We start from the raw sequence: 19870 nt of genomic DNA, 5'->3' as shown, positions 1-19870 counted from the left end.
GACGATGGCCTGCTTGATCTGCTCGACTAGGCGGGACATGGGCTTGCTCCAGTGAGATAAGCGTCGGAATCAATCGCCACTGGACAGACGATACCAAGCAAGAGCTTTCCCCTTCTCCCCAACCCTCTCCCCCGGCGCAGCCGGGGGAGAGGGAGTAAAGCGCGTTACATGTTGCGACGGTACTCGCCACCCACGTCATACAACGCATGACTGATCTGCCCCAGCGAATGCGTCTTCACCGCCTCCATCAGCGCCGCGAAGACGTTCTTGCGCTCGCGCGCGGTGCTCTGCAGGTAGGCCAGGCCGTGCCCTTCGACTCCGCTCGCCTGCGGCGAGCTACGCTCAGGGTGAACGGAGGCTTCTTCGTCGGTGGAGTCGGTGCCATGCGCATGTGACGTCTCGCCCGCAGGCGCCAGCACATTCCGCGCCTTCTGGAACGCCTGCACGTTGGCGATCTGCTGCCCCTTCTCCTCCTCCGTCGAGCGGATCAGCTCGATCTCGGTGGCGATCTCGCCGCCCTTGTCCTTGGGCAGGAAGGTGTTGACGCCGATCAGCGGCAGCGAGCCGTCGTGCTTCTTGTGCTCGTAGTACAGGCTCTCTTCCTGGATCTTGCCGCGCTGGTACATGGTGTCCATGGCGCCGAGCACGCCGCCGCGCTCGCTGATGGCTTCGAACTCCTTGTACACGGCCTCTTCTACCAGGTCGGTGAGCTCTTCGACGATGTAGCTGCCCTGCCAGGGGTTCTCGTTGAAGTTGAGGCCCAGCTCCTTGTTGATGATCATCTGGATGGCCACGGCGCGGCGCACGCTTTCTTCGGTGGGCGTGGTGATGGCTTCGTCGTAGGCGTTGGTGTGCAGGCTGTTGCAGTTGTCGAACAGCGCATACAGCGCCTGCAACGTGGTGCGGATGTCGTTGAACTGGATTTCCTGCGCGTGCAGCGAGCGACCGGAGGTCTGGATGTGGTACTTCATCATCTGGCTGCGCGCGCTGGCGCCGTAGCGCTCGCGCATGGCGCGAGCCCAGATGCGGCGGGCCACGCGGCCGATCACGGTGTACTCCGGATCCATGCCGTTGGAGAAGAAGAACGACAGATTGGGCGCGAAGTCGTCGATCTTCATGCCGCGCGCGAGGTAGTACTCGACGATGGTGAAGCCGTTGCTCAGGGTGAAGGCGAGCTGGCTGATCGGGTTCGCGCCGGCCTCGGCGATGTGGTAGCCGGAGATGGAGACGGAGTAGAAGTTGCGAACCTTGTGCTCCACGAAGTACTGCTGGATGTCGCCCATCATGCGCAGGGCGAATTCGGTGGAGAAGATGCAGGTGTTCTGCGCCTGATCCTCCTTGAGGATGTCGGCCTGCACGGTGCCGCGCACGCTGCTGAGGGTTTCGGCCTTGATGCGGGCGTAGGTCTCCGCATCCACCAGCTGGTTGCCGGTGACGCCAAGCAGGCCGAGGCCCAGGCCTTCGTTGCCCTTGGGCAGCTCACCCGAATACTGCGGGCGGCCGTTGGGGTACATCGCAGCGATGGTCTTTTCCGCCTCGGCCCAGCGCGCGGGGTCTTCCTTGAGGTACTTCTCCACGTTCTGGTCGATCGCGGTGTTCATGAACATCGCGAGGATGATCGGCGCGGGGCCGTTGATGGTCATCGACACCGAGCTGCTGGGCGCGCTGAGGTCGAAGCCGGAGTACAACTTCTTCATGTCGTCCAGCGTGGCGATGTTGACGCCGGAGTTGCCGATCTTGCCGTAGATGTCCGGGCGCGGCGCCGGGTCTTCGCCGTACAAGGTGACCGAGTCGAACGCGGTGGAGAGGCGCGTGGCGGCGCCGCCCTGGCTGAGGTAATGGAAGCGGCGGTTGGTGCGCTCGGGCGTGCCCTCGCCCGCGAACATGCGGGTGGGATCCTCGCCGCTGCGGCGGTACGGATACACGCCACCGGTGTAGGGGTAGTGGCCGGGCAGGTTTTCCTTGCCGAGGAACATGAGCTGGTCGCCCCAGCTTTCGGTCTTGGGCGGCGCCACCTTGGGGATCTTCTGGTGGCTGAGCGAGACGCGGTAGTTCTCGACGCGGATGGTCTTGTCGCGCACCTTGTATTCGTTGACGTCCGTGGTGACGGACTCGCGCAGCTTGGGCCAGTCGCGCAGCAGGTGGATGGACTCGTGGGTGAGTTCCTTCAGTGCGGCGTTGTAGCGTTGGCGGAGGAGCAGAAGGGTGCGATCCGCCTCTCCCCTCTCCCCTCGGGAGAGGGGTTGGGGGTGAGGGTTCGGGGCTTGCGTGGCGCTTGAGGCAAGGGCCGTACCCTCACCCTCGATCCCTCTCCCGGCGGGAGAGGGATGCAAATCGTCGCCGTGGTAAAGCTCCAGCGGCTTCGGCAGCTTGTCGTCGCCCAGTTCCTTCAGCGACTCGTAGTAGTGCTGCGCCTTGCTGGCGGCCTCGGCCTGGTGGAGCACGGAGGCGTTGATGCCTCGCCCCTGCTCGGCGATCTCGGCGAGGTAGCGCACGCGGCTGCCGGGGATCAGCACGGTGGCGCGCGGCTCCTTGAGCGTGGTGTCGAGCTGCGGCGTCCACTTGTCCGTGGGCAGGTGCAGCTTGTCGCGCATCAGCCGGCACAGGTTGGCGAACATCCAGGTGACGCCGGGGTCGTTGAACTGGCTGGCGATGGTGGGGTACACCGGCACGTCCTCGTCCTTCACGGCGAAGGCGGTGCGGTTGCGCTTCCACTGCTTGCGCACGTCGCGCAGGGCGTCTTCCGCGCCGCGCTTGTCGAACTTGTTGAGCACGACCAGTGCGGCGAAGTCGATCATGTCGATCTTCTCCAGCTGGCTGGCCGCGCCGTAGTCGCTGGTCATCACGTAGACCGGGAAATCCACCAGGTCGACGATCTCCGAATCGCTCTGGCCGATGCCGGCGGTTTCCACTATCACCAGGTCGTAGGGCTGCGCCTTGAGGAAGTCGATGCAGTCGTGCAGCACTTCGTTGGTGGCGGCGTGCTGGCGGCGCGTGGCCATGGAGCGCATGTAGACGCGGTGGCTGCGCAGCGCATTCATGCGGATGCGGTCACCCAGCAGCGCGCCGCCCGAGCGGCGACGGGTGGGGTCGATGGCGAGCACGGCGATGCGCATCTGCGGGAAGGCGTGCAGGAAGCGCAGCAGCAGCTCGTCCACCACGCTGGACTTGCCCGCGCCGCCGGTGCCGGTGAGGCCGAGCACGGGCGTGGCCTTGCCGGCCAGCTTCCACTGCTTGCGCAGGTGGTCGAGGTCGGTGGCGGAGAGCTTGCCCTCTTCGATGGCGCTGAGCATGTGGCCGATGGATATCTCGTCATCCACGTCCACCTTGGACGCGGCGGTGTCGGGCGCGCGCTGCGCGGCGGCGCGGCCGGCGCGCTGCATGACGTCCTCGATCATCTCGGTGAGGCCGAGCTTCATGCCGTCGTTGGGATGGTAGATGCGCTCCACGCCGTAGGCCTGCAGCTCCTTGATCTCCTCCGGCGTGATGGTGCCGCCACCGCCGCCGAACACGCGCACGTGGGCGGCGCCGCGCTCCTTGAGCATGTCGACCATGTACTTGAAGTACTCGACGTGGCCGCCCTGGTAGGACGACAGCGCGATGGCGTCGGCGTCCTCCTGCAATGCCGCGCGCACCACGTCCTCCACCGAGCGGTTGTGGCCCAGGTGGATCACCTCGGCGCCCTGGCTCTGGATGATGCGGCGCATGATGTTGATCGCCGCGTCGTGGCCGTCGAACAGGCTGGCCGCGGTGACGAAGCGCAACGGGGTGGTCTCGGCCTGGGGGGCGCCGGCGGGGACGTGCTTGGCGGGGGAACTCATGGCGACTCCGACATCGTGTGCTTGAACCCGCCGATTCTAGTGCGGCGCAGCGCATCGCCACTGATGCGCTGCGACATGCGGGAACCTGAACGCCTCATCGAGGCCGCGTCAACACCCTTCCGCCAAGCGGCGTTTCTCGTACTGCACGCCGCCTTTCGCGACGACCATGGAGAGCACGATGAGCCGCAAGTCTTCCACCCTGATGCTGTCTGCCGGCCTGGCGTTGGCCAGCGCCGGCTTCGTCGCCACGCCGGCCGCGCAGGCGGCGCCGCAGGTGTCGATCGGCGTGGGCGTGGGCATCGGCATGCCGCCACCGCCGCCGCGCTTCGAGGCGGTGCCGGCGCCGCGTTTGGGTTACGTCTGGGCGCCGGGTTACTGGATGTGGAATCCGCGCATGCATCGCCACGTGTGGGTGGCTGGCCGCTGGATGCACGCGCGGCCGGGCTGGCACTACCTGCCGCCGCACTGGGTGCATGGCCCACGCGGACGCTGGCATTTCAACCAGGGTTACTGGGCGCACTGAACGCGCAACAACCTGCGACGGAACCGGCCGTGCGCCGCCGCTTTCCGTCGCGGCAATCGCCTCTAGACTCCCATCACTTCGCGGCGCGGCAACGTCGTGCGGTCTTGGCCCATCACACCAAACGAGGGAGGAACCTCATGCCGTCTCACCGTCTCGCAAGCTTGTTGATTGTCGCCGTCGCAGCCCTCTCCGCCGCGGGTTGCGTGGTCGAACCGCCGCCGCGTCCGCACCGGGTGGTCTACGCGCCACCGCCCCCGCCGCGGGTAGTGGTGGAAGAAGTGATCGCGCCGCAGCCCCCGCCGCCGCCCATCGTGGAAATGGTGCCGCCGCCGCGTCCCGGCTTCATCTGGACACGCGGCTACTGGCGCTGGAACGGGCACCGCTACGTCGGTGTGGCCGGGCACTGGGAGGCCATCCGCCCCGGCTACCATTACGTTCATCCGCATTGGGAGCAACGTCGCGACGGCTGGCACTTCCGCGTGGGCGTGTGGGTGAACGGCTGAAGCCGTATCTTTTCGATCACCCCTGATCGCGAAGATCACACGGGCGGCCATCCATGGCCGCACGGTTCAAGGAAACGGCCCGGGCATTCCGGGCCGTTTCGTTTTTGCAACCCGCCTCCCGGCGCCGTCTTCAGGACGGTCGCAGACGGCGAGACCAAAGGACGGCAAAATCGACGGATGCCGACACCCCCGCCCCTCACGGAAGACATCCAGCCCGGCCTGATGGTCGTGCACGGCAACCGCCTGGAAGACCTGCGCGACCTGCTGGCCGAATGGCTGGCGCGCGCGCCGCTGGCACCGCTGGAAGACGAGCTGATGCTGGTGCAGAGCAACGGCATCGCGCAGTGGCTGAAGCTGGCGCTGGCGCGCCCGCGCGAGGCGGGCGGCATGGGCATCAGCGCGGCGGTGGACATGCAGCTGCCCGGCCGCTTCCTGTGGCGCGCGTACCGCGCCGTGCTGGGCCGCGAGGCGGTGCCGGCGGATTCGCCGTTCGACAAGTCGCGCCTCGCCTGGCGCCTGATGCGCCTGCTGCCCGCGCAGCTGGGCGACGAAGCCTTCGCGCCCTTGCGCCACTTTCTGGGCGAGGGCCGTGTCGATCCCGTCAAGCTGTTCCAGCTCGCGCGGCAGGTCGCCGACCTGTTCGACCAGTACCAGGTCTACCGCGCCGACTGGCTGGAGGACTGGGAACACGACCGCGACGCGCTGCGCGATCCGCGCGGGCAACGCCTGCCGTTGCCCGCCACGCAGCGCTGGCAGGCGCAGCTGTGGCGCGCGCTGCTGCGCGACGTGGGCTCCACGCAACGCGACAACCACCGCGCCGCCGTGCATCGCGCCTTCCTCGCGCGCGCCGCCGTGCTGGAGGCGCGGCCGGCCGCGCTGCCCAGACGCATCGTGGTGTTCGGCATTTCCTCGCTGCCGCAGCAGACGCTGGAGGCACTCACCGCGCTGGGCCGCGTGTGCCAGGTGTTCCTGCTGGTGACCAATCCGTGCCGGCACTACTGGGCCGACATCGTCGAGGATCGCGAACTGCTCAAGGCCGAGCGGCATCGCCAGACGGCCAAGCCCGGCGCGCCGGAAACACCGCAGTACGAGGAACTGCACCTGCACGCCAACCCGCTGCTCGCCGCCTGGGGCAAGCAGGGCCGCGACTACATCCGCCTGCTCGACGGCTTCGACGCGCCGGAGATCTACCGCGCGCGCTTCGCCGCGCTGAACCGCGACATCGACCTGTTCGCCGATCCCGGCCGCGACACGCTGCTGCACCAGGTGCAGCAGGCCATCCTCGACCTCGAACCGCTGCCCGCCGATCCCGCGCAACGTCAGGAGTGGAACGACGGCGACGAATCGCTGCGCTTCCACGTGGCGCACAACCCGCAGCGCGAGGTGGAGATCCTGCACGACGAACTGCTGGCGCTGTTCGAGCGTGCCGCACGCGAGGGCCGACCGCTGGCGCCGCGCGACGTGATGGTGATGGTGCCGGACATCCAGACCTACGCGCCGCACGTGCAGGCCGTGTTCGGCCGCATCCTGCCAGACGATCCGCGCCACCTGCCGTGCAGCATCGCCGACCGCCCCGCGCGCGGCAGCGCGCCGCTGCTGGTGGCGCTGGAGCAGCTGCTGCGCCTGCCCGAGTCGCGCTTCGCCGCAGGCGACATCCTCGACCTGCTCGACGCACCCGCGCTGCGCCGCCGCTTCCGCCTGGACGAGGCCGACCTCCCCGTGCTGCGCCGTTGGATCGAAGGCGCCGGCATCCGCTGGGGCCTGGACGGCGCGCAGAAGGAAAGCCTGGGCCTGCCGCCCGAGGAACAGAACAGCTGGCGCTTCGGCCTGCGCCGCATGCTGCTGGGCTACGCCGTGGGCGAGGGCGCGTCGCTGCACGGCATCGCGCCCTACGCCGAGGTGGGCGGCCTCGACGCCGCGCTGGTCGGCCCGCTCGCCATGCTGCTCGAACGGCTGGAACACGGCTGGCGCACGTTCGCCATGCCGGCCACGCCCGCGCAATGGGCGGGCCGCCTGCGCGGACTGCTCGCGGACATTTTCGACGCGGGACGCGACGACGATGACGCACTGACCCTGCAACGCCTGGCCGACGCACTCGCCGTCTGGGAGCAATCCTGCCTCGACGCCAACTTCGACGGTGCGCTGCCGCTGACCGTGGTGCGCGAGCACTGGCTCGCCGCCATCGACGAAAGCCGGCTGTCGCAGCGCTTCCTCGGCGGCGCGGTGAGCTTCGGCACCCTGCTGCCGATGCGCGCGATCCCGTTCCGCGTGGTCTGCCTGCTCGGCATGAACGACGGCGACTACCCGCGCCGCCACGACGCGCCCGACTTCGACCTGATGGCGCTGCCGAAGCAGCAGCGACCCGGCGACCGCTCGCGCCGCGAGGACGACCGCTACCTGTTCCTCGAAGCCCTGCTCTCCGCCCGCGACGCGCTGCACGTGAGCTGGATGGGCCGCAGCGCTCGCGACAACGCCGAGCTGCCGCCTTCGGTGCTGGTGGGCCAGTTGCGCGACTACCTTGCCGCCGGCTGGCGCTGCGCGGGCGACGCCAGCCTGCCCGACGCGCTCACCACCCACTACCCGCTGCAGGCCTTCAGCCAGCGCTACTTCGACGCCAGTGCCGACCCGCGCCTGTTCACCTATGCCCGCGAGTGGCAACGCGCACGCCAGTCCGTGCCCCTGGGCGACGCCGCGCCGTTGCCCGCATGGCAACCGGAGGCCGCGCTCGACCTCGGCCTGCTGCAACGCTTCCTCAGGTCGCCCGCGAAGACCTTCTACGCCACGCGCCTCGGCGTGCGCTTCGACATGCTTGACGACGCCGATACGGAGCACGAGGCTTTCGCGCTCGACGGCCTCGAACGCCACCAGGCCACCGATGCCCTGCTGCGCACCGCCATGGATGCCGGCACGGACGCGCTGCCCTACGCCGCGCAACGCCTGCGCGAACAGGGTGGCCTGCCGCCCGGCAGCTTCGGCACGCTGGCGCTGGAACCCGTCGAACAGGCCGCGCACGCCGCCGGCAGCGCTTGGCGTGCACTCGACGCGCGCTGGCCGTACGCCGCCGGCATGCGCGAACTTGGCCACGAAGCGCATGGCCTGCGCATCGAGGACTGGCTGGACGACCTGCGCGACGACGGCGAAGGCGGCCACGTGCGCCTGCTCGCCACGGCCAGCACACTGGCAAAGGATGGCGCCGTGCGCCACGACAAGCTGCTCGACGCGTGGGTGGCGCACCTGCTCGCCAACGCCCACGCGCTGCGGCTCACCAGCCACCTCGTCGGCCCCGACACCACGCTGACGCTGCCGCCGCTCGCCGCCGGCGAGGCCGCCGCCCTGCTCGACGAACTGCTCGCCGCGCTGCGCGCCGGCATGCAGTCGCCGCTGCCCATCGCACGCAGGACGGCGTTCGCCTGGCTGCGGGTCGAAGCCGCCAACCGGAACCTTGCGGACGACAAGCGGAAGCATCCCGCCAGCGCCGCACGCCAAAGCTACGACCGCGCCGGGCATCAACATGGCCGCGGCGAAGTGGAGGACGACATCTGCCTGCAGCGCGAGTGGCCGGACTTCGACGCGCTGCACGCCGCCGGCTTCGAGCAGTGGCTGCACCTGTACCGGCCGCTGCTCAGCGCCGCGCGCAACGACGGAGGCGCCGCATGAACGCGCCCCAGCCGCTGTCCCCGCTGCAACTGCCGCTGGCCGGCACGCAACTCATCGAGGCCAGCGCCGGCACCGGCAAGACCTGGACCATCGCCGCGCTGTACCTGCGCCTGGTGCTCGGCCACGGCCGCGCCGAAGCGCTGCTGCCCGCGCAGATTCTGGTGATGACCTTCACCAAGGCCGCCACCGCGGAGCTGCGCGAGCGCATCCGCGAGCGGCTCGCCGAGGCCGCCGGTGCCTTCCGCGGCCAGCGCGCGGCCGACGATTTCCTGCAGGCGCTGATCGCCGAATACCCGGACGGCGAAGCGCGCGCCGCCGCCGCACGCAGGCTCGAACTCGCCGCGCAGTGGATGGACGAGGCCGCGGTGTTCACCATCCACGGCTGGTGCCAGCGCATGCTGGTGCAGCACGCCTTCGACAGCGGCGAGGCGGTCAGCGAGGACGGCATCGCCGACGAAGGCGAGCTGCTGGCCGAAGCCGTGCGCGACTACTGGCGACGCTTCTTCTTTCCGCTGGATCGCGACGCCGCCGCACTGGTCGCGCGGCAATGGAAGGAGCCCGACGCGCTGCGCCGCGCCGTCAAACCGCTGCTTGCCGGCGCACCCGATGCCTTGCGTCTAGGTGGCCAGCCGGTGCCGGCCATCGCCGATCCTGCCGAAGCGCTGGATGCGGCTGCCGCATCGCTGCGCGATGCCGAAGCACGGGCATGCACGCTCTGGCACAAGCAAGGCAAGGAAATCGCGCAATTGATGCGCGATGCGATGGAGCACGGCGTACTCAACGCCGCCAGCTACAAGCCCGCCACGCTGGCTGCCGACCACGCCGCTTTCGACGCATGGGCTGGCGATACCCACCAAGCTCCCTCAACGTCATCCCGGCGCAGACCGGACAAGTGCGAAGCGCGCAGAACGCCCGAAGGGCGGCCCCGCAGGGGCGAGCGCAGCGAGTTATCCAGTGTCGACGAACTCGCCAAGGCCAAGACGCTGGAACGCCACTCCACCGCCAAGCTGCAGAGCGCGACGCGCAAGAACCAGTCCACGCCCACGCATGCGTTCTTCGCCGCCATCGACGCCGTGCTGGCGGCGCGGGCCGGCACCGACGCGCTCCAGCCGCTGCTGCTCGCCCACGCCGCCGCCTGGATCGCGCAGCGCCTCGACGAAACCCGCCGCGCGCGCGCCCTGCTCGGCTTCGACGACATGCTGAAGCGCCTCGCCGCCGCCCTGCACGGCGCCAACGGCGACGCGCTGGCGCGCACCATCGCCGCGCAGTACCCGGTGGCGCTGGTGGACGAATTCCAGGACACCGATCCGCTGCAATGGCGCAGCCTGCAGCGCATTTACGGCGGGCACGACGACACCGCTCTGCTGCTGATCGGCGACCCCAAGCAGGCGATCTACGGCTTCCGCGGCGCGGACATCCACACCTACCTGCGCGCCCGCGAGAGCGCCGCCCGGCCGCACTGGACGCTGGACACCAACCATCGCTCCACCAGGGCTCTGGTGGCCGCGGTGAACCGCGTGTTCGAGCAGGCGGACATGCAGCCGCAAGGCGCGTTCTGCTTCGGCAGCGAGTTGCCCTTCGTCGCGGTGAAGGCCAAGGGCCGCCGCGAAGTCCTGCTTCTCGATGGCGCACCGCTGCCCGCGATGCAGATGGCCGTCCATCCGTCCACCGAACCCGCCAGCATGAGCGCATGGCGCGAAAGCATGGCGAGCCACGCGGCCGCGCAACTGGTCGCCTGGCTGGACGCCGCGCAAGCCGGCCGCTGCGGCTTCATGGCGGAGGACGGTGCGTTCGCGCCGCTGCAGCCCGGCGACGTCGCCATCCTGGTGCGCGACAAGGACGACGCCGCCGCGATGGCCGAGGCCCTGCGCCGGCGCGGACTCGCCCACGTCTACCTGTCCGACCAGCAGTCGGTATATGCCAGCGACGAGGCCGCCGACCTGCTGCGCTGGCTGCATGCCTGCGCACGTCCCGGCGACGACCGCGCCATGCGCGCAGCGCTGGCCACGCCCAGCATGGCGCGCAGCCTCGCCGAACTGGCCAGCCTCGACGGCGACGACGCCGCACGCGAAGCCTGCGACGAACACTTCCGCCAGTCGCATGCGCTGTGGCAGCGCCACGGCGTGCTGGCGATGCTGCACGAACTGCTGCACCGCCTCGACCTGCCCGCGCGCCTGCTCGCCCGCGACGGCGGCGAACGCGCACTCACCAACCTGCTGCACCTGGCCGAACTGCTGCAGCAGGCCGCCACCGGGCTGGACGGCGAGCACGCGCTGATCCGCTTCCTTGCCGCGCAGATCGCCAGCCCCGGCAGCGGCGAAAGCGCGGAGGCGCAACTGGTGCGACTGGAAAGCGAAGCGGCGCTGGTCAAGCTGGTGACCGTGCACAAGTCCAAGGGACTGGAATATCCCGTGGTGCTGCTGCCCTTCGCCTGCGGCTTCCGCGAGGTGGACGCCGGCAAGGCCGTGCAGGTGCGCGACGGCGAAGGCCGCGCGCAGCTCGACCTGCAGCCCGGCGAAGACGCCCTGCGCGAAGCCGACCGCGAACGCCTGCAGGAAGACCTGCGCCTGCTCTACGTGGCGCTCACCCGTGCCCGCCACGCCTGCTGGCTGGGCGTGGCCAACCTCAAGCACGGCAACAGGAAGGATTCCGACCTGCACAAGTCCGCGTTCGGTTACGTGCTCGCGGGCGGCCAACCCATCCCGCCCGGCGAATTGCTGGCGCGCGTGCGCGCGCTCGCCGGCGAGGGCACATCCATCCAGGTCACCGAACTGGTCGAGCCCGCCGACGAACGCCGTCACCACGGCGCCACGGCAACCATCCTCGCCCGCCCCGCGCGCAGCTTCCCGCTGAAGCCGGCCGAGCCATGGTGGATCGCCAGCTACAGCGCGCTGGCGCACAGCGACGACGGCGCGGCACCACGCCACGCGCCCGAGACCGCCAACCAGGCCACGCTCGCCGAGAACGTCGCCGCAGGCAATGCGGAAGCGGCCGACACGGAGGTGCACGGCATCCACGCCTTCCATCGCGGCGCCAACGCCGGCACCTTCCTGCACGACCTGCTGGAAAGCTGTGCCGACGAAGGCTTCGCGCGCGCCGCCGCGCCTTCCGCCGGCCTGCGCGACACCATCGCGCGACGCTGCCAGGCGCGCGGCTGGCAAGCCTGGATCAAGCCGCTGACGGCCTGGCTGCCCGCGCTGCTGCGCACGCCGCTGGCCTTGCCCGACGGCGGCGCGATGCCGCTGGCCGCGCTCGGCGATCCCGCGCGCTATCGCGCCGAACTGGAGTTCTGGTTCGAGGCCAACCACGTCACGTCATCCGCATTGGATCGCCTCGTGAGCGCGTACACGCTGGATGGCGCGGCGCGTCCCGCGTTGCCGCCCAACCACGTCAACGGCCTGCTCAAGGGCTTCATCGACCTGGTGTTCGAGCACGCAGGCCGCTGGTACGTGGCCGACTACAAATCCAATTGGCTGGGCGGCCATGCCGCGGCCTACACCGACGAAGCCATGCGCGACTCGGTGCTGCACAGCCGCTACGACCTGCAGTACGCGATCTACACGCTGGCGCTGCACCGCCAGCTCAAGGCGCGCCTGCCCGGCTACGACTACGAATGCCACATGGGCGGCGTGCTCTACCTCTACCTGCGCGGCGTGGACGGCGAAGGCCACGGCGTGCATGGCGAGCGCCTGCCGTTCGCGCTGGTCGATGCACTGGATCGCCTGTTCGCCACGGGAGGCTCCACCCATGCGGCCTGACGCCTTGTTCGACCGCGCGCTGGAACAGCAGCGCCTGCGCCCGCTGGACGTCGCCTTCGCGCGCTTCCTCGCCGAACGCGACGCGCAACTCGCGCCCGCGCTGCTGTGGCTGGCCGCCCTGCTCAGCCGGCAGCTGGCCGACGGCCACCTCTGCCTCGATCTCGACATGCTGCCCGCGCTGGCGCAGGAACAGGACTGGCCCGAGGACTGGCGCGCGCTCGCCGACTCGCTGCACGACGGCGACGCCCTGCGCCTGCCCGCTTCGCCCTTGCTCGCCGCGAACGGCGATGGCGAACCGGCCGATGCGCCGCTGGTGCTGGACGGCACGCGACTCTACCTGCGCCGCAACTGGAACCACGAGCGCAGCGTGGCGCAGGGCATCCTGGCTCGCGTGGCGCGCAACGAGGCGCCCGCCGCGCACTTCGCCGCCGAACTCGCGCGGCTGTTCCCCGACGCCGCGTCGCCCGACTGGCAACGCATCGCCTGCGCGCTGGCCGCGCGCAGCGCCTTCGGCGTGATCACCGGCGGCCCCGGCACCGGCAAGACCACCACCGTGGTGCGTCTGCTCGGCCTGCTGCAGACGCTGCGACTGCGCGACCATGCGCAGCCGTTGCGCATCCGCCTCGCCGCGCCCACCGGCAAGGCCGCTGCGCGGCTCAACGCCTCCATCGCCGCGCAGCTCGCGCACCTGGACGTGGACGACGCCGTGCGCGCGGCCATCCCGTCCGAGGTGCTCACCCTGCACCGCCTGCTGGGCGCGCGGCCGGACACGCGCCGCTACCGCCACGACCGCCGCAATCCCCTGCATCTCGACGTGCTGGTGATCGACGAGGCCTCGATGGTCGACCTGGAAATGCTGGCCGCGGTGCTCGATGCGCTGCCGGCATCGGCGCGGCTGATCCTGCTCGGCGACAAGGATCAGCTCTCCTCGGTGGAAGCCGGCGCGGTGCTGGGCGACCTGTGCCGGCGCGCGGAAGCCGGCCACTACGACGACGCCACCGCGCAGTGGATCGCCACGACCACCGGCGACGACGTCGCGGCCTTCGTGCAGGCCGACGCGCAACCGCTCGACCAGCACATCGCGATGCTGCGCGACAGCCACCGCTTCGGTGCCGACAGTGGCATCGGCCGGTTGGCGCAGGCGGTGAACGCGGGCGACGCATCCGCCGTACTGGCGCTGTTGCAGGCACCCGCAGCCGACCTTGCCTGGCAACGCGACGCGGACACCGCCACGCTGGCAGCGCTGGCCATCGACGGCTCGGTCGCATCGGACGGCAGCGACGCTTGCGGCTACCGCCATTATCTCGAATGGCTGCGCGCGCACCGCCCGGCCAGCGATGCCGGCGAGGCGGCGCACGCGGACTGGGCGCGCGGCGCGCTGGAGGCCTTCAACCGCTTCCAGCTGCTGTGCGCGCTGCGGCGCGGCCCGCACGGCGTGGACGGGCTGAACCGGCAGCTCGCCGCGGCGTTGCGCGCACGCGGGCTGATCGACGACGGCCATGCCTTCGACGGCTCGGACTGGTACGAAGGCCGCCCGGTGCTGCTCACCCGCAACGACTACGGCCTCGGCCTGATGAACGGCGACGTCGGCCTGTGCCTGCGCCTGCCCGCCGCCGATGGCGGCAACGGCACTCGGCTGATGGTGGCCTTCCTCGCCGCCCCGGATCGCAGCGGCGGCCCGCAAAAGCTGCGCTTCGTCCCGCCCGCGCGGCTGGCCGACGCGGAAACCGCCTGGGCGCTGACCGTGCACAAGTCGCAGGGCTCCGAGTTCGGGCACACCGCCCTGCTGCTGCCGCCCGATCCCAACGGCGTGCTCGGCCGCGAACTGCTCTACACCGCGATCACCCGCGCCCGCCGCCGCTTCAGCCTGCTCGGCAGCGCCGCCATCGTGGAGCAGGCCATCGCCCGCCGCACCCGGCGCCACTCCGGCCTGGCCGAGCGGCTTGCGCCCCACCCGGCCGCCCCGTAAAATCCACCGTTCAACATCGCCGGAGTAGCTCAGTTGGTAGAGCACGTCATTCGTAATGATGGGGTCGTAGGTTCGATTCCTATCTCCGGCACCAAGTGAGACAAGAAGGGCAGCCCAAAAGGCTGCCCTTCTTGCTTCCGTCGCCGGGCGCCAGGCCGCTTTCCCGCGGGCGCGAACGACCACCTCTCTGGCCATCGCTTGCAGAAGTCGTAATACAGTGAGGGCCGCCGATTTGTCAGGGAAGCACGATGAGCGGAAGAAACGATGGCGTCTCGCACAACACCGAGGACAAGGGCTGGTGGTGCCAGCACGGCGTGCGGCTCGAGCTGGCGTTCGTGGACATCTGCCAGTCCAGGCTGGGCCTGGCTGCGGCGATCAACCCGGCCAAGAAAAGCGATCCGTATGCCCCGGATCTGGTCGTGGGCGGGCGACTGGCCGACCTGAAGGTTCAGAACACTCCCTTCTTCGTCTCGGGTCGCTATGGAATGGATCCCCGTCGCTCCGTCACCTTCAACCGCAAGGATTACGAGAGATACAAGTCGCTCTACCCGGGAATAGACATCTACTTCTGGGTGGATTGGATGCAGACCGAATCGAAGTTTGGCCGGGTCGACTATCTGGCGGGCATCTACCGGTTGCCGTTCGCCGACGTCGCAAGGCTGATCGAACGCGGCACGCCCGAGCATGGCTATATCCACCGGCGCGACGATACGCAGGGAAACGCGAAGTCTTCTTTCCTGCTGAACCTCGGCGACTTCCAGACCCTCTTCGAGACGGGCTGACTCACCGGCACTCGAAATGAGGCTTTGGCCTGCCCTTCGGCGAATCCCTGCGGCCACAGGGATTCGGCAAGGCACGCAGTTGCAGGGTTTGCTCAATCCACCGCGTCGAGGCAAGCGGCGCCTGCCTGATCGCATGGCAAGCGCAGTTCGACTCCTGTCTCCCCCATCGAACAAGCAAAAGGCCCGCATCGCTGCGGGTCTTTCGTCGTCCTGCCGATCAGATCAGCCCTCCGCGGGGCTGCCGGCGAACAGGCGCAATTCCTTGGGCAGGGCGAAGGTGATGGTTTCCGGTTCGCCATCCAGCTCACGCACCGCGCCAGCGCCCCAGGATTGCAGGCGGGCGATCACGTCGCGCACCAGCTTCTCGGGGGCGGAGGCGCCGGCGGTGAGGCCGATGCGTTGCACGCCGTCCAGCCACGCACGCTCGATGTGCTCGGCGCCGTCGATCAGGTAGGCGCGCACGCCCTGCTTTTCGGCCAGCTCGCGCAGGCGGTTCGAGTTGGAGCTGTTGACCGAGCCGACCACCAGCATCAGATCCACCGCGTCGGCGAGCCGGCGCACGGCGTCCTGGCGGTTCTGCGTGGCGTAGCAGATGTCGTCCTTGCGCGGCCCCTCGATGTCGGGGAATTTCGCGCGCAACGCGGCGATGATCGCCTTGGTGTCGTCCACCGACAGCGTGGTCTGGGTGACGTAAGACAGCTGGTGCGGGAACTTCGGCGCCAGCGCAGCCACGTCCTCAACCGATTCCACCAGCAGGATCTCGCCGCTGTTGGCGGCGTTCCACTGCCCCATCGTGCCTTCCACTTCGGGATGGCCGGCGTGGCCGATCAGCACCACGCTGCGGCCGATGCGCCCCAGCCGCGCCACTTCCATGTGCACCTTGGTGACCAAGGGACAGGTGGCGTCGAACACCTTGAGGTCGCGCTGCTCGGCCTCCTCGCGCACCGCCTGCGACACGCCGTGGGCGCTGAAGATCACCGTGGCGCCGTCGGGCACCTCGTGCAGTTCCTCCACGAACACCGCACCGTCGTGGCGCAGCTTGTCCACCACGTAGCGGTTGTGCACCACCTCGTGGCGCACGTAGATCGGCGCGCCGTACGACTCCAGCGCCCGTTCGACGATGGCGATGGCGCGGTCGACGCCGGCGCAGAAACCGCGGGGATTGGCGAGCAGGATGTCCATGAACGTACCGCGACAGGTCAGGCGGCGATTATCGCACGCCACCCTGCCCCTTCCCGCCGAACAGGCCGAACGCCACCAGCAGCACGGCGCCCACGGTGATGCCGCAGTCGGCGATGTTGAACGTGGCGTAATGCCAGTGTTTGAAATATACGTCGATGAAATCGGTGACCACCGCCGCATGCAGACGATCGATCAGGTTGCCAATGGCGCCTCCTATGATGAGTGCGAGCGGCAGCGCGGTGCGCCAGTCGCGGCGCGCGGTGCGCGTCAGCCACGCCACCAGCACCGCGCTGATGACCAGCGCCAAAACCACGAAGACCCAGCGCTGCCAGCCATCGCCCCAGGCCAGAAAGTTGAAGGCTGCGCCGGTGTTGTAAGCCAGCGTCCAGTTGAGGAGGCCAGGGATCACCGGATGCGGCACGCCTTCCGGTTGCAGCGTGGCCAGCGCCCACCACTTGCTGAGCTGGTCGAGGGCGATGACGAGGGCGGAGAGCAGCAGCCAGGGGAGTGCGTTGGGTTTGGTGGTCATGGGCACATCAAGGTTCGATGGAGTGTCTCCCTCTCCCCGCCGGGGAGAGGGTTGGGGTGAGGGGTCAATCTTGCGGCAAAGTTCGATGGAAAGGCTTTCGCTAGCACCCGCCCCTCACCTCGATCCTCTCCCCGGAGGGGAGAGGAAGAAAAGCACGGCTAGAACCAGCGCCGCATCTCGCCAGGCCCATCCACATTGTCCACGCAACGGCCGCAGAGTTCCGGATGGTTGGCATGGCTGCCCACGTCGTCACGGCGGTGCCAGCAGCGCACGCACTTGGCCGCCTCGCTGACGCTGGCCGACACCCATGCCCCGGCGCCATCCAGTTCCACGGCTTCCGCGCCTTCGGGCTGGGTTTCGGCGGTGGCGAGCTGCGCGTCGGAGGTGATGAAGAAGAAGCGCAGTTCGTCCAGCGCCGGCGCGTAGCGCGCCACCGTGTCGGCATCGGCGTGGATCACCAGCTTCGCTTCCAGCGCCGCACCGATCCGCTCGGCCTTGCGCATGCCTTCGAGCACGCGCGCGGCGCTGTCGCGGATCGCCAGCAGGTCGCTCCACCAGCGGCGCTGCTCGGGCGAGGCCTGGGTGGCGGCCAGGCCGTCGTACCAGGTTTCGAACAGCACGCTCTCGCCGCGCTGACCGGGCAGCGCCTGCCAGATCTCCTCGGTAGTGAAGCTCAGGATCGGAGCCAGCCAGCGCACCAGCGCCTCGGCGATGCGGTACATCGCGCTCTGCGCGCTGCGCCGGCCGTGGCTGTCGGTGGGCATGGTGTAGAGGCGATCCTTGGTGATGTCGAGGTAGAGCGCGCCCATCTCGTTGGTGCAGAAGTTCTGCACGCGCGCCACCACCTCGGGAAAGTCGTAGCGCTCGTAGGCGGCGACCACCGCCTGCTGCACGTCGCAGGCCTGCTGCACAGCCCACTGGTCGAGCGGCAGGCTGTCTTCCACCTTCACCAGGTGCTTCGCGGGATCGAAGCCGTCGAGATTGCCGAGCAGGAAGCGCGCGGTGTTGCGCAGGCGGCGGTAGCCGTCCGACACGCGCTTGAGGATCTCGTCGGAGACGCTCATCTCGTTGCGGTAGTCGGCCGAGGCCACCCACAGGCGCAGCACGTCGGCGCCCAGCGTGTCCATCACCTTCTGCGGCGCGACCACGTTGCCCAGCGACTTGGACATCTTGCGGCCCGAGGCGTCCACGGTGAAACCGTGGGTGAGCACGTCGTCGTAGGGCGCGCGTCCATGGATCGCCGCCGAGGTGAGCAGCGAGGACTGGAACCAGCCGCGGTGCTGGTCGGAGCCTTCGAGGTACATCACCTTGTACTCGCGCGCATCACCCTGCTGCAGCTCGGGACGCTGGCCGATCACGCCGAAGTGGGTGACGCCGGAGTCGAACCACACGTCCAGCACGTCGGTGACCTTGTCGTAGTCCTTCGCCTGGTCGCCCAGCAGCTCGGCGGGATCGAGGTCGTACCACGCGTCGATGCCGCCCTGCTCCATGCGCTTGGCCACCTGCTCCATCAGCGCCACGGAATCGGGATGCGGCTCTTGCGTCGCCTTGTGCACGAACAGCGCGATCGGCACGCCCCAGGTGCGCTGGCGGCTGATGCACCAGTCCGGGCGGCCGGCCACCATGCCGGCGATGCGCTCCTCGCCCCAGCCCGGCACCCAGCGCACGTCCTTGATCGACTTCAACGCCGTGGCGCGCAGGCCGGCCTGCTCCATGCCGATGAACCACTGCGGCGTGGCGCGGAAGATCACCGGCGTCTTGTGGCGCCAGCAGTTCGGGTAGCTGTGCTCGATCTTCGCGTGCGCCAGCAGCACGCCGCGCGCGCGCAGCAGTTCGACGATGGCGTCGTTGGCCTTCCACACGTGCATGCCGGCGAGGTCGAGGTCGCCGGCCTTGGGCGTGTCGTCGCGGTAGGTGCCGCGCGCGCCGATGTAGTTGAGCAGGCCGATGCCATTCTCGCGGCCAACCACGAAATCCTCCACGCCGTGGTCGGGCGAGGTGTGCACCGCGCCGGTGCCGTCCTCGGCGCTGACGTGCTCGCCGAGGATCACCGGCACGACGCGGTCGTAGAACGGGTGGCGCAGCTTCGTGCCGTTGAGCGCGGTGCCGACAGCATGCCCCAGAACCCTCCCCTCTCCCTGCGGGAGAGGGGTCGGGGGTGAGGATTCGGCGGAGCCGGAAGAGTGCGCTCCGCCCGTACCCTCTCCCGCCCTGCGGGCACCCTCTCCCGGAGGGAGAGGGAAATAGCGGGCGAGCGCCTTGTCGACCAGCGCCGCAGCAATTACCAGCAGCACGCGCTTGCCGTTGCGCGCCGGGCCTTCGACCAGCGCGTATTCCAGTTCCGCACCCAGCGACACCGCCTGGCTTTCCGGCAGCGTCCACGGCGTGGTGGTCCAGATCGGCACGGCCACGATGGCGTCGCCCGCATCCACGCCGAACTTGGCGGCCAACGCCTTGGCGTCCACCGCGTCATAGGCCACATCCACCGCCGGCGAGACCTTGTCGCCGTATTCGATCTCGGCCTCGGCCAGCGCCGAGCCGCAGTCGAAGCACCAGTACACCGGCTTGGCGCCGCGCACCACGTGGCCGTTGGCGACGATGCGCGACAGCGCGCGCACCATGTCGGCCTCGTACTTGAAGTCCATCGTGCGGTACGGGTTCTCCCAGTCGCCCAGCACGCCCAGGCGCTTGAAGCCGGCGCGCTGGGTGTCGATCTGCTCGGCGGCGTATTCGCGGCACTTCTGGCGGAACGCGCGCGCGTCGAGCTTCTCGCCCGGCTTGCCGTGCTGCTTCTCCACCGCGATCTCGATCGGCAGGCCGTGGCAGTCCCAGCCCGGCACATAGGGCGCGCGATGGCCGGCCAGCAGCTTGGAGCGCACCACCATGTCCTTGAGGATCTTGTTGACCGCGTGGCCGATATGGATCGCGCCGTTCGCATAGGGCGGGCCGTCGTGCAGCACGAAGGCCTTGTCGCGGCCGGCGGTCTTCGCCTGGATCTGCGCGTAGCGCCCGACCTGCTCCCACTCGGCCAGCCAGCCCGGCTCGCGCCTGGGCAGGTCGCCGCGCATCGGGAAATCCGTCTGCGGCAGGTTGATGGTGCTCTTGTAATCGGTGCTCATCGCTTCGGGTGCCTCTTCAGTCCCGCC

The 19870-nt window shown here is 69.4% G+C and carries 10 protein-coding genes and 1 tRNA gene; 7 read left to right on the top strand and 4 right to left on the bottom strand.

The window, feature by feature from the left end:
• Positions 1 to 164 precede the first annotated feature (164 nt).
• A complete protein-coding gene (locus ACZ5Z2_RS06760; RefSeq protein ID WP_464761185.1) occupies positions 165 to 3821 on the bottom strand; it encodes a methylmalonyl-CoA mutase family protein in 3657 nt (1218 codons plus the stop codon).
• Between the two features lie 178 nt (positions 3822 to 3999).
• Here ACZ5Z2_RS06760 and ACZ5Z2_RS06755 point away from each other — a divergent pair, with 178 nt between their 5' ends.
• The 7 genes from ACZ5Z2_RS06755 to ACZ5Z2_RS06725 all read left to right on the top strand — a co-directional run bounded on the left by ACZ5Z2_RS06755 (position 4000) and on the right by ACZ5Z2_RS06725 (position 15013).
• Entirely contained in the window at positions 4000 to 4344 is a 345-nt protein-coding gene (locus tag ACZ5Z2_RS06755) for a YXWGXW repeat-containing protein (protein ID WP_464761184.1), read from the top strand.
• Positions 4345 to 4481: 137 nt separating this feature from the next.
• Positions 4482 to 4847: a YXWGXW repeat-containing protein gene (locus tag ACZ5Z2_RS06750; protein WP_464761183.1), complete on the top strand. Its 366-nt coding sequence runs from the start codon at positions 4482 to 4484 to the stop codon at positions 4845 to 4847.
• Between the two features lie 177 nt (positions 4848 to 5024).
• On the top strand, positions 5025 to 8504 hold the full coding sequence (recC, locus tag ACZ5Z2_RS06745) for an exodeoxyribonuclease V subunit gamma (RefSeq protein WP_464761182.1): 3480 nt from the start codon (positions 5025 to 5027) through the stop codon (positions 8502 to 8504).
• Positions 8501 to 12262, top strand: coding sequence for an exodeoxyribonuclease V subunit beta (gene recB / locus ACZ5Z2_RS06740; RefSeq protein ID WP_464761181.1), 3762 nt, complete (start codon positions 8501 to 8503; stop codon positions 12260 to 12262). The genes recC and recB overlap by 4 nt, the downstream gene beginning before the upstream one ends.
• Entirely contained in the window at positions 12252 to 14231 is a 1980-nt protein-coding gene (gene recD / locus ACZ5Z2_RS06735; protein ID WP_464761180.1) for an exodeoxyribonuclease V subunit alpha, read from the top strand. Before recB ends, recD begins: the two co-directional genes overlap by 11 nt.
• A gap of 18 nt (positions 14232 to 14249) precedes the next feature.
• Positions 14250 to 14325, top strand: a tRNA-Thr gene (locus tag ACZ5Z2_RS06730).
• Positions 14326 to 14479: 154 nt separating this feature from the next.
• Positions 14480 to 15013 carry a hypothetical protein gene (locus ACZ5Z2_RS06725; RefSeq protein WP_464761179.1) on the top strand — a complete coding sequence of 178 codons (534 nt, stop codon included), beginning with the start codon at positions 14480 to 14482 and terminating at the stop codon, positions 15011 to 15013.
• Between the two features lie 222 nt (positions 15014 to 15235).
• On the opposite strand, the gene ispH is transcribed toward ACZ5Z2_RS06725, so the two are convergent.
• The 3 genes from ispH to ACZ5Z2_RS06710 form a co-directional block, all read right to left on the bottom strand.
• Positions 15236 to 16195, bottom strand: a complete 960-nt coding sequence (ispH, locus tag ACZ5Z2_RS06720) for a 4-hydroxy-3-methylbut-2-enyl diphosphate reductase (RefSeq protein ID WP_464761178.1) — start codon at positions 16193 to 16195, stop codon at positions 15236 to 15238.
• Between the two features lie 28 nt (positions 16196 to 16223).
• A complete protein-coding gene (lspA, locus tag ACZ5Z2_RS06715) occupies positions 16224 to 16724 on the bottom strand; it encodes a signal peptidase II (RefSeq protein WP_464761177.1) in 501 nt (166 codons plus the stop codon).
• A gap of 158 nt (positions 16725 to 16882) precedes the next feature.
• Positions 16883 to 19843 carry an isoleucine--tRNA ligase gene (locus tag ACZ5Z2_RS06710; RefSeq protein ID WP_464761176.1) on the bottom strand — a complete coding sequence of 987 codons (2961 nt, stop codon included), beginning with the start codon at positions 19841 to 19843 and terminating at the stop codon, positions 16883 to 16885.
• Positions 19844 to 19870 lie beyond the last annotated feature (27 nt).

Source organism: Rhodanobacter sp. G1 (assembly GCF_055397855.1).
The sequence above is the reverse complement of the archived record's forward strand: the minus strand, read 5'-3'. Positions and strand labels throughout refer to the sequence as shown.

Coding starts and splice junctions, on each gene's coding strand:
- ACZ5Z2_RS06760 (WP_464761185.1), bottom strand. CDS start 3,821: ATGAGTTCCCCCGCCAAGCACGTCCCCGCCGGCGCCCCCCAGGCCGAG.
- ACZ5Z2_RS06755 (WP_464761184.1), top strand. CDS start 4,000: ATGAGCCGCAAGTCTTCCACCCTGATGCTGTCTGCCGGCCTGGCGTTG.
- ACZ5Z2_RS06750 (WP_464761183.1), top strand. CDS start 4,482: ATGCCGTCTCACCGTCTCGCAAGCTTGTTGATTGTCGCCGTCGCAGCC.
- recC (WP_464761182.1), top strand. CDS start 5,025: ATGCCGACACCCCCGCCCCTCACGGAAGACATCCAGCCCGGCCTGATG.
- recB (WP_464761181.1), top strand. CDS start 8,501: ATGAACGCGCCCCAGCCGCTGTCCCCGCTGCAACTGCCGCTGGCCGGC.
- recD (WP_464761180.1), top strand. CDS start 12,252: ATGCGGCCTGACGCCTTGTTCGACCGCGCGCTGGAACAGCAGCGCCTG.
- ACZ5Z2_RS06725 (WP_464761179.1), top strand. CDS start 14,480: ATGAGCGGAAGAAACGATGGCGTCTCGCACAACACCGAGGACAAGGGC.
- ispH (WP_464761178.1), bottom strand. CDS start 16,195: ATGGACATCCTGCTCGCCAATCCCCGCGGTTTCTGCGCCGGCGTCGAC.
- lspA (WP_464761177.1), bottom strand. CDS start 16,724: ATGACCACCAAACCCAACGCACTCCCCTGGCTGCTGCTCTCCGCCCTC.
- ACZ5Z2_RS06710 (WP_464761176.1), bottom strand. CDS start 19,843: ATGAGCACCGATTACAAGAGCACCATCAACCTGCCGCAGACGGATTTC.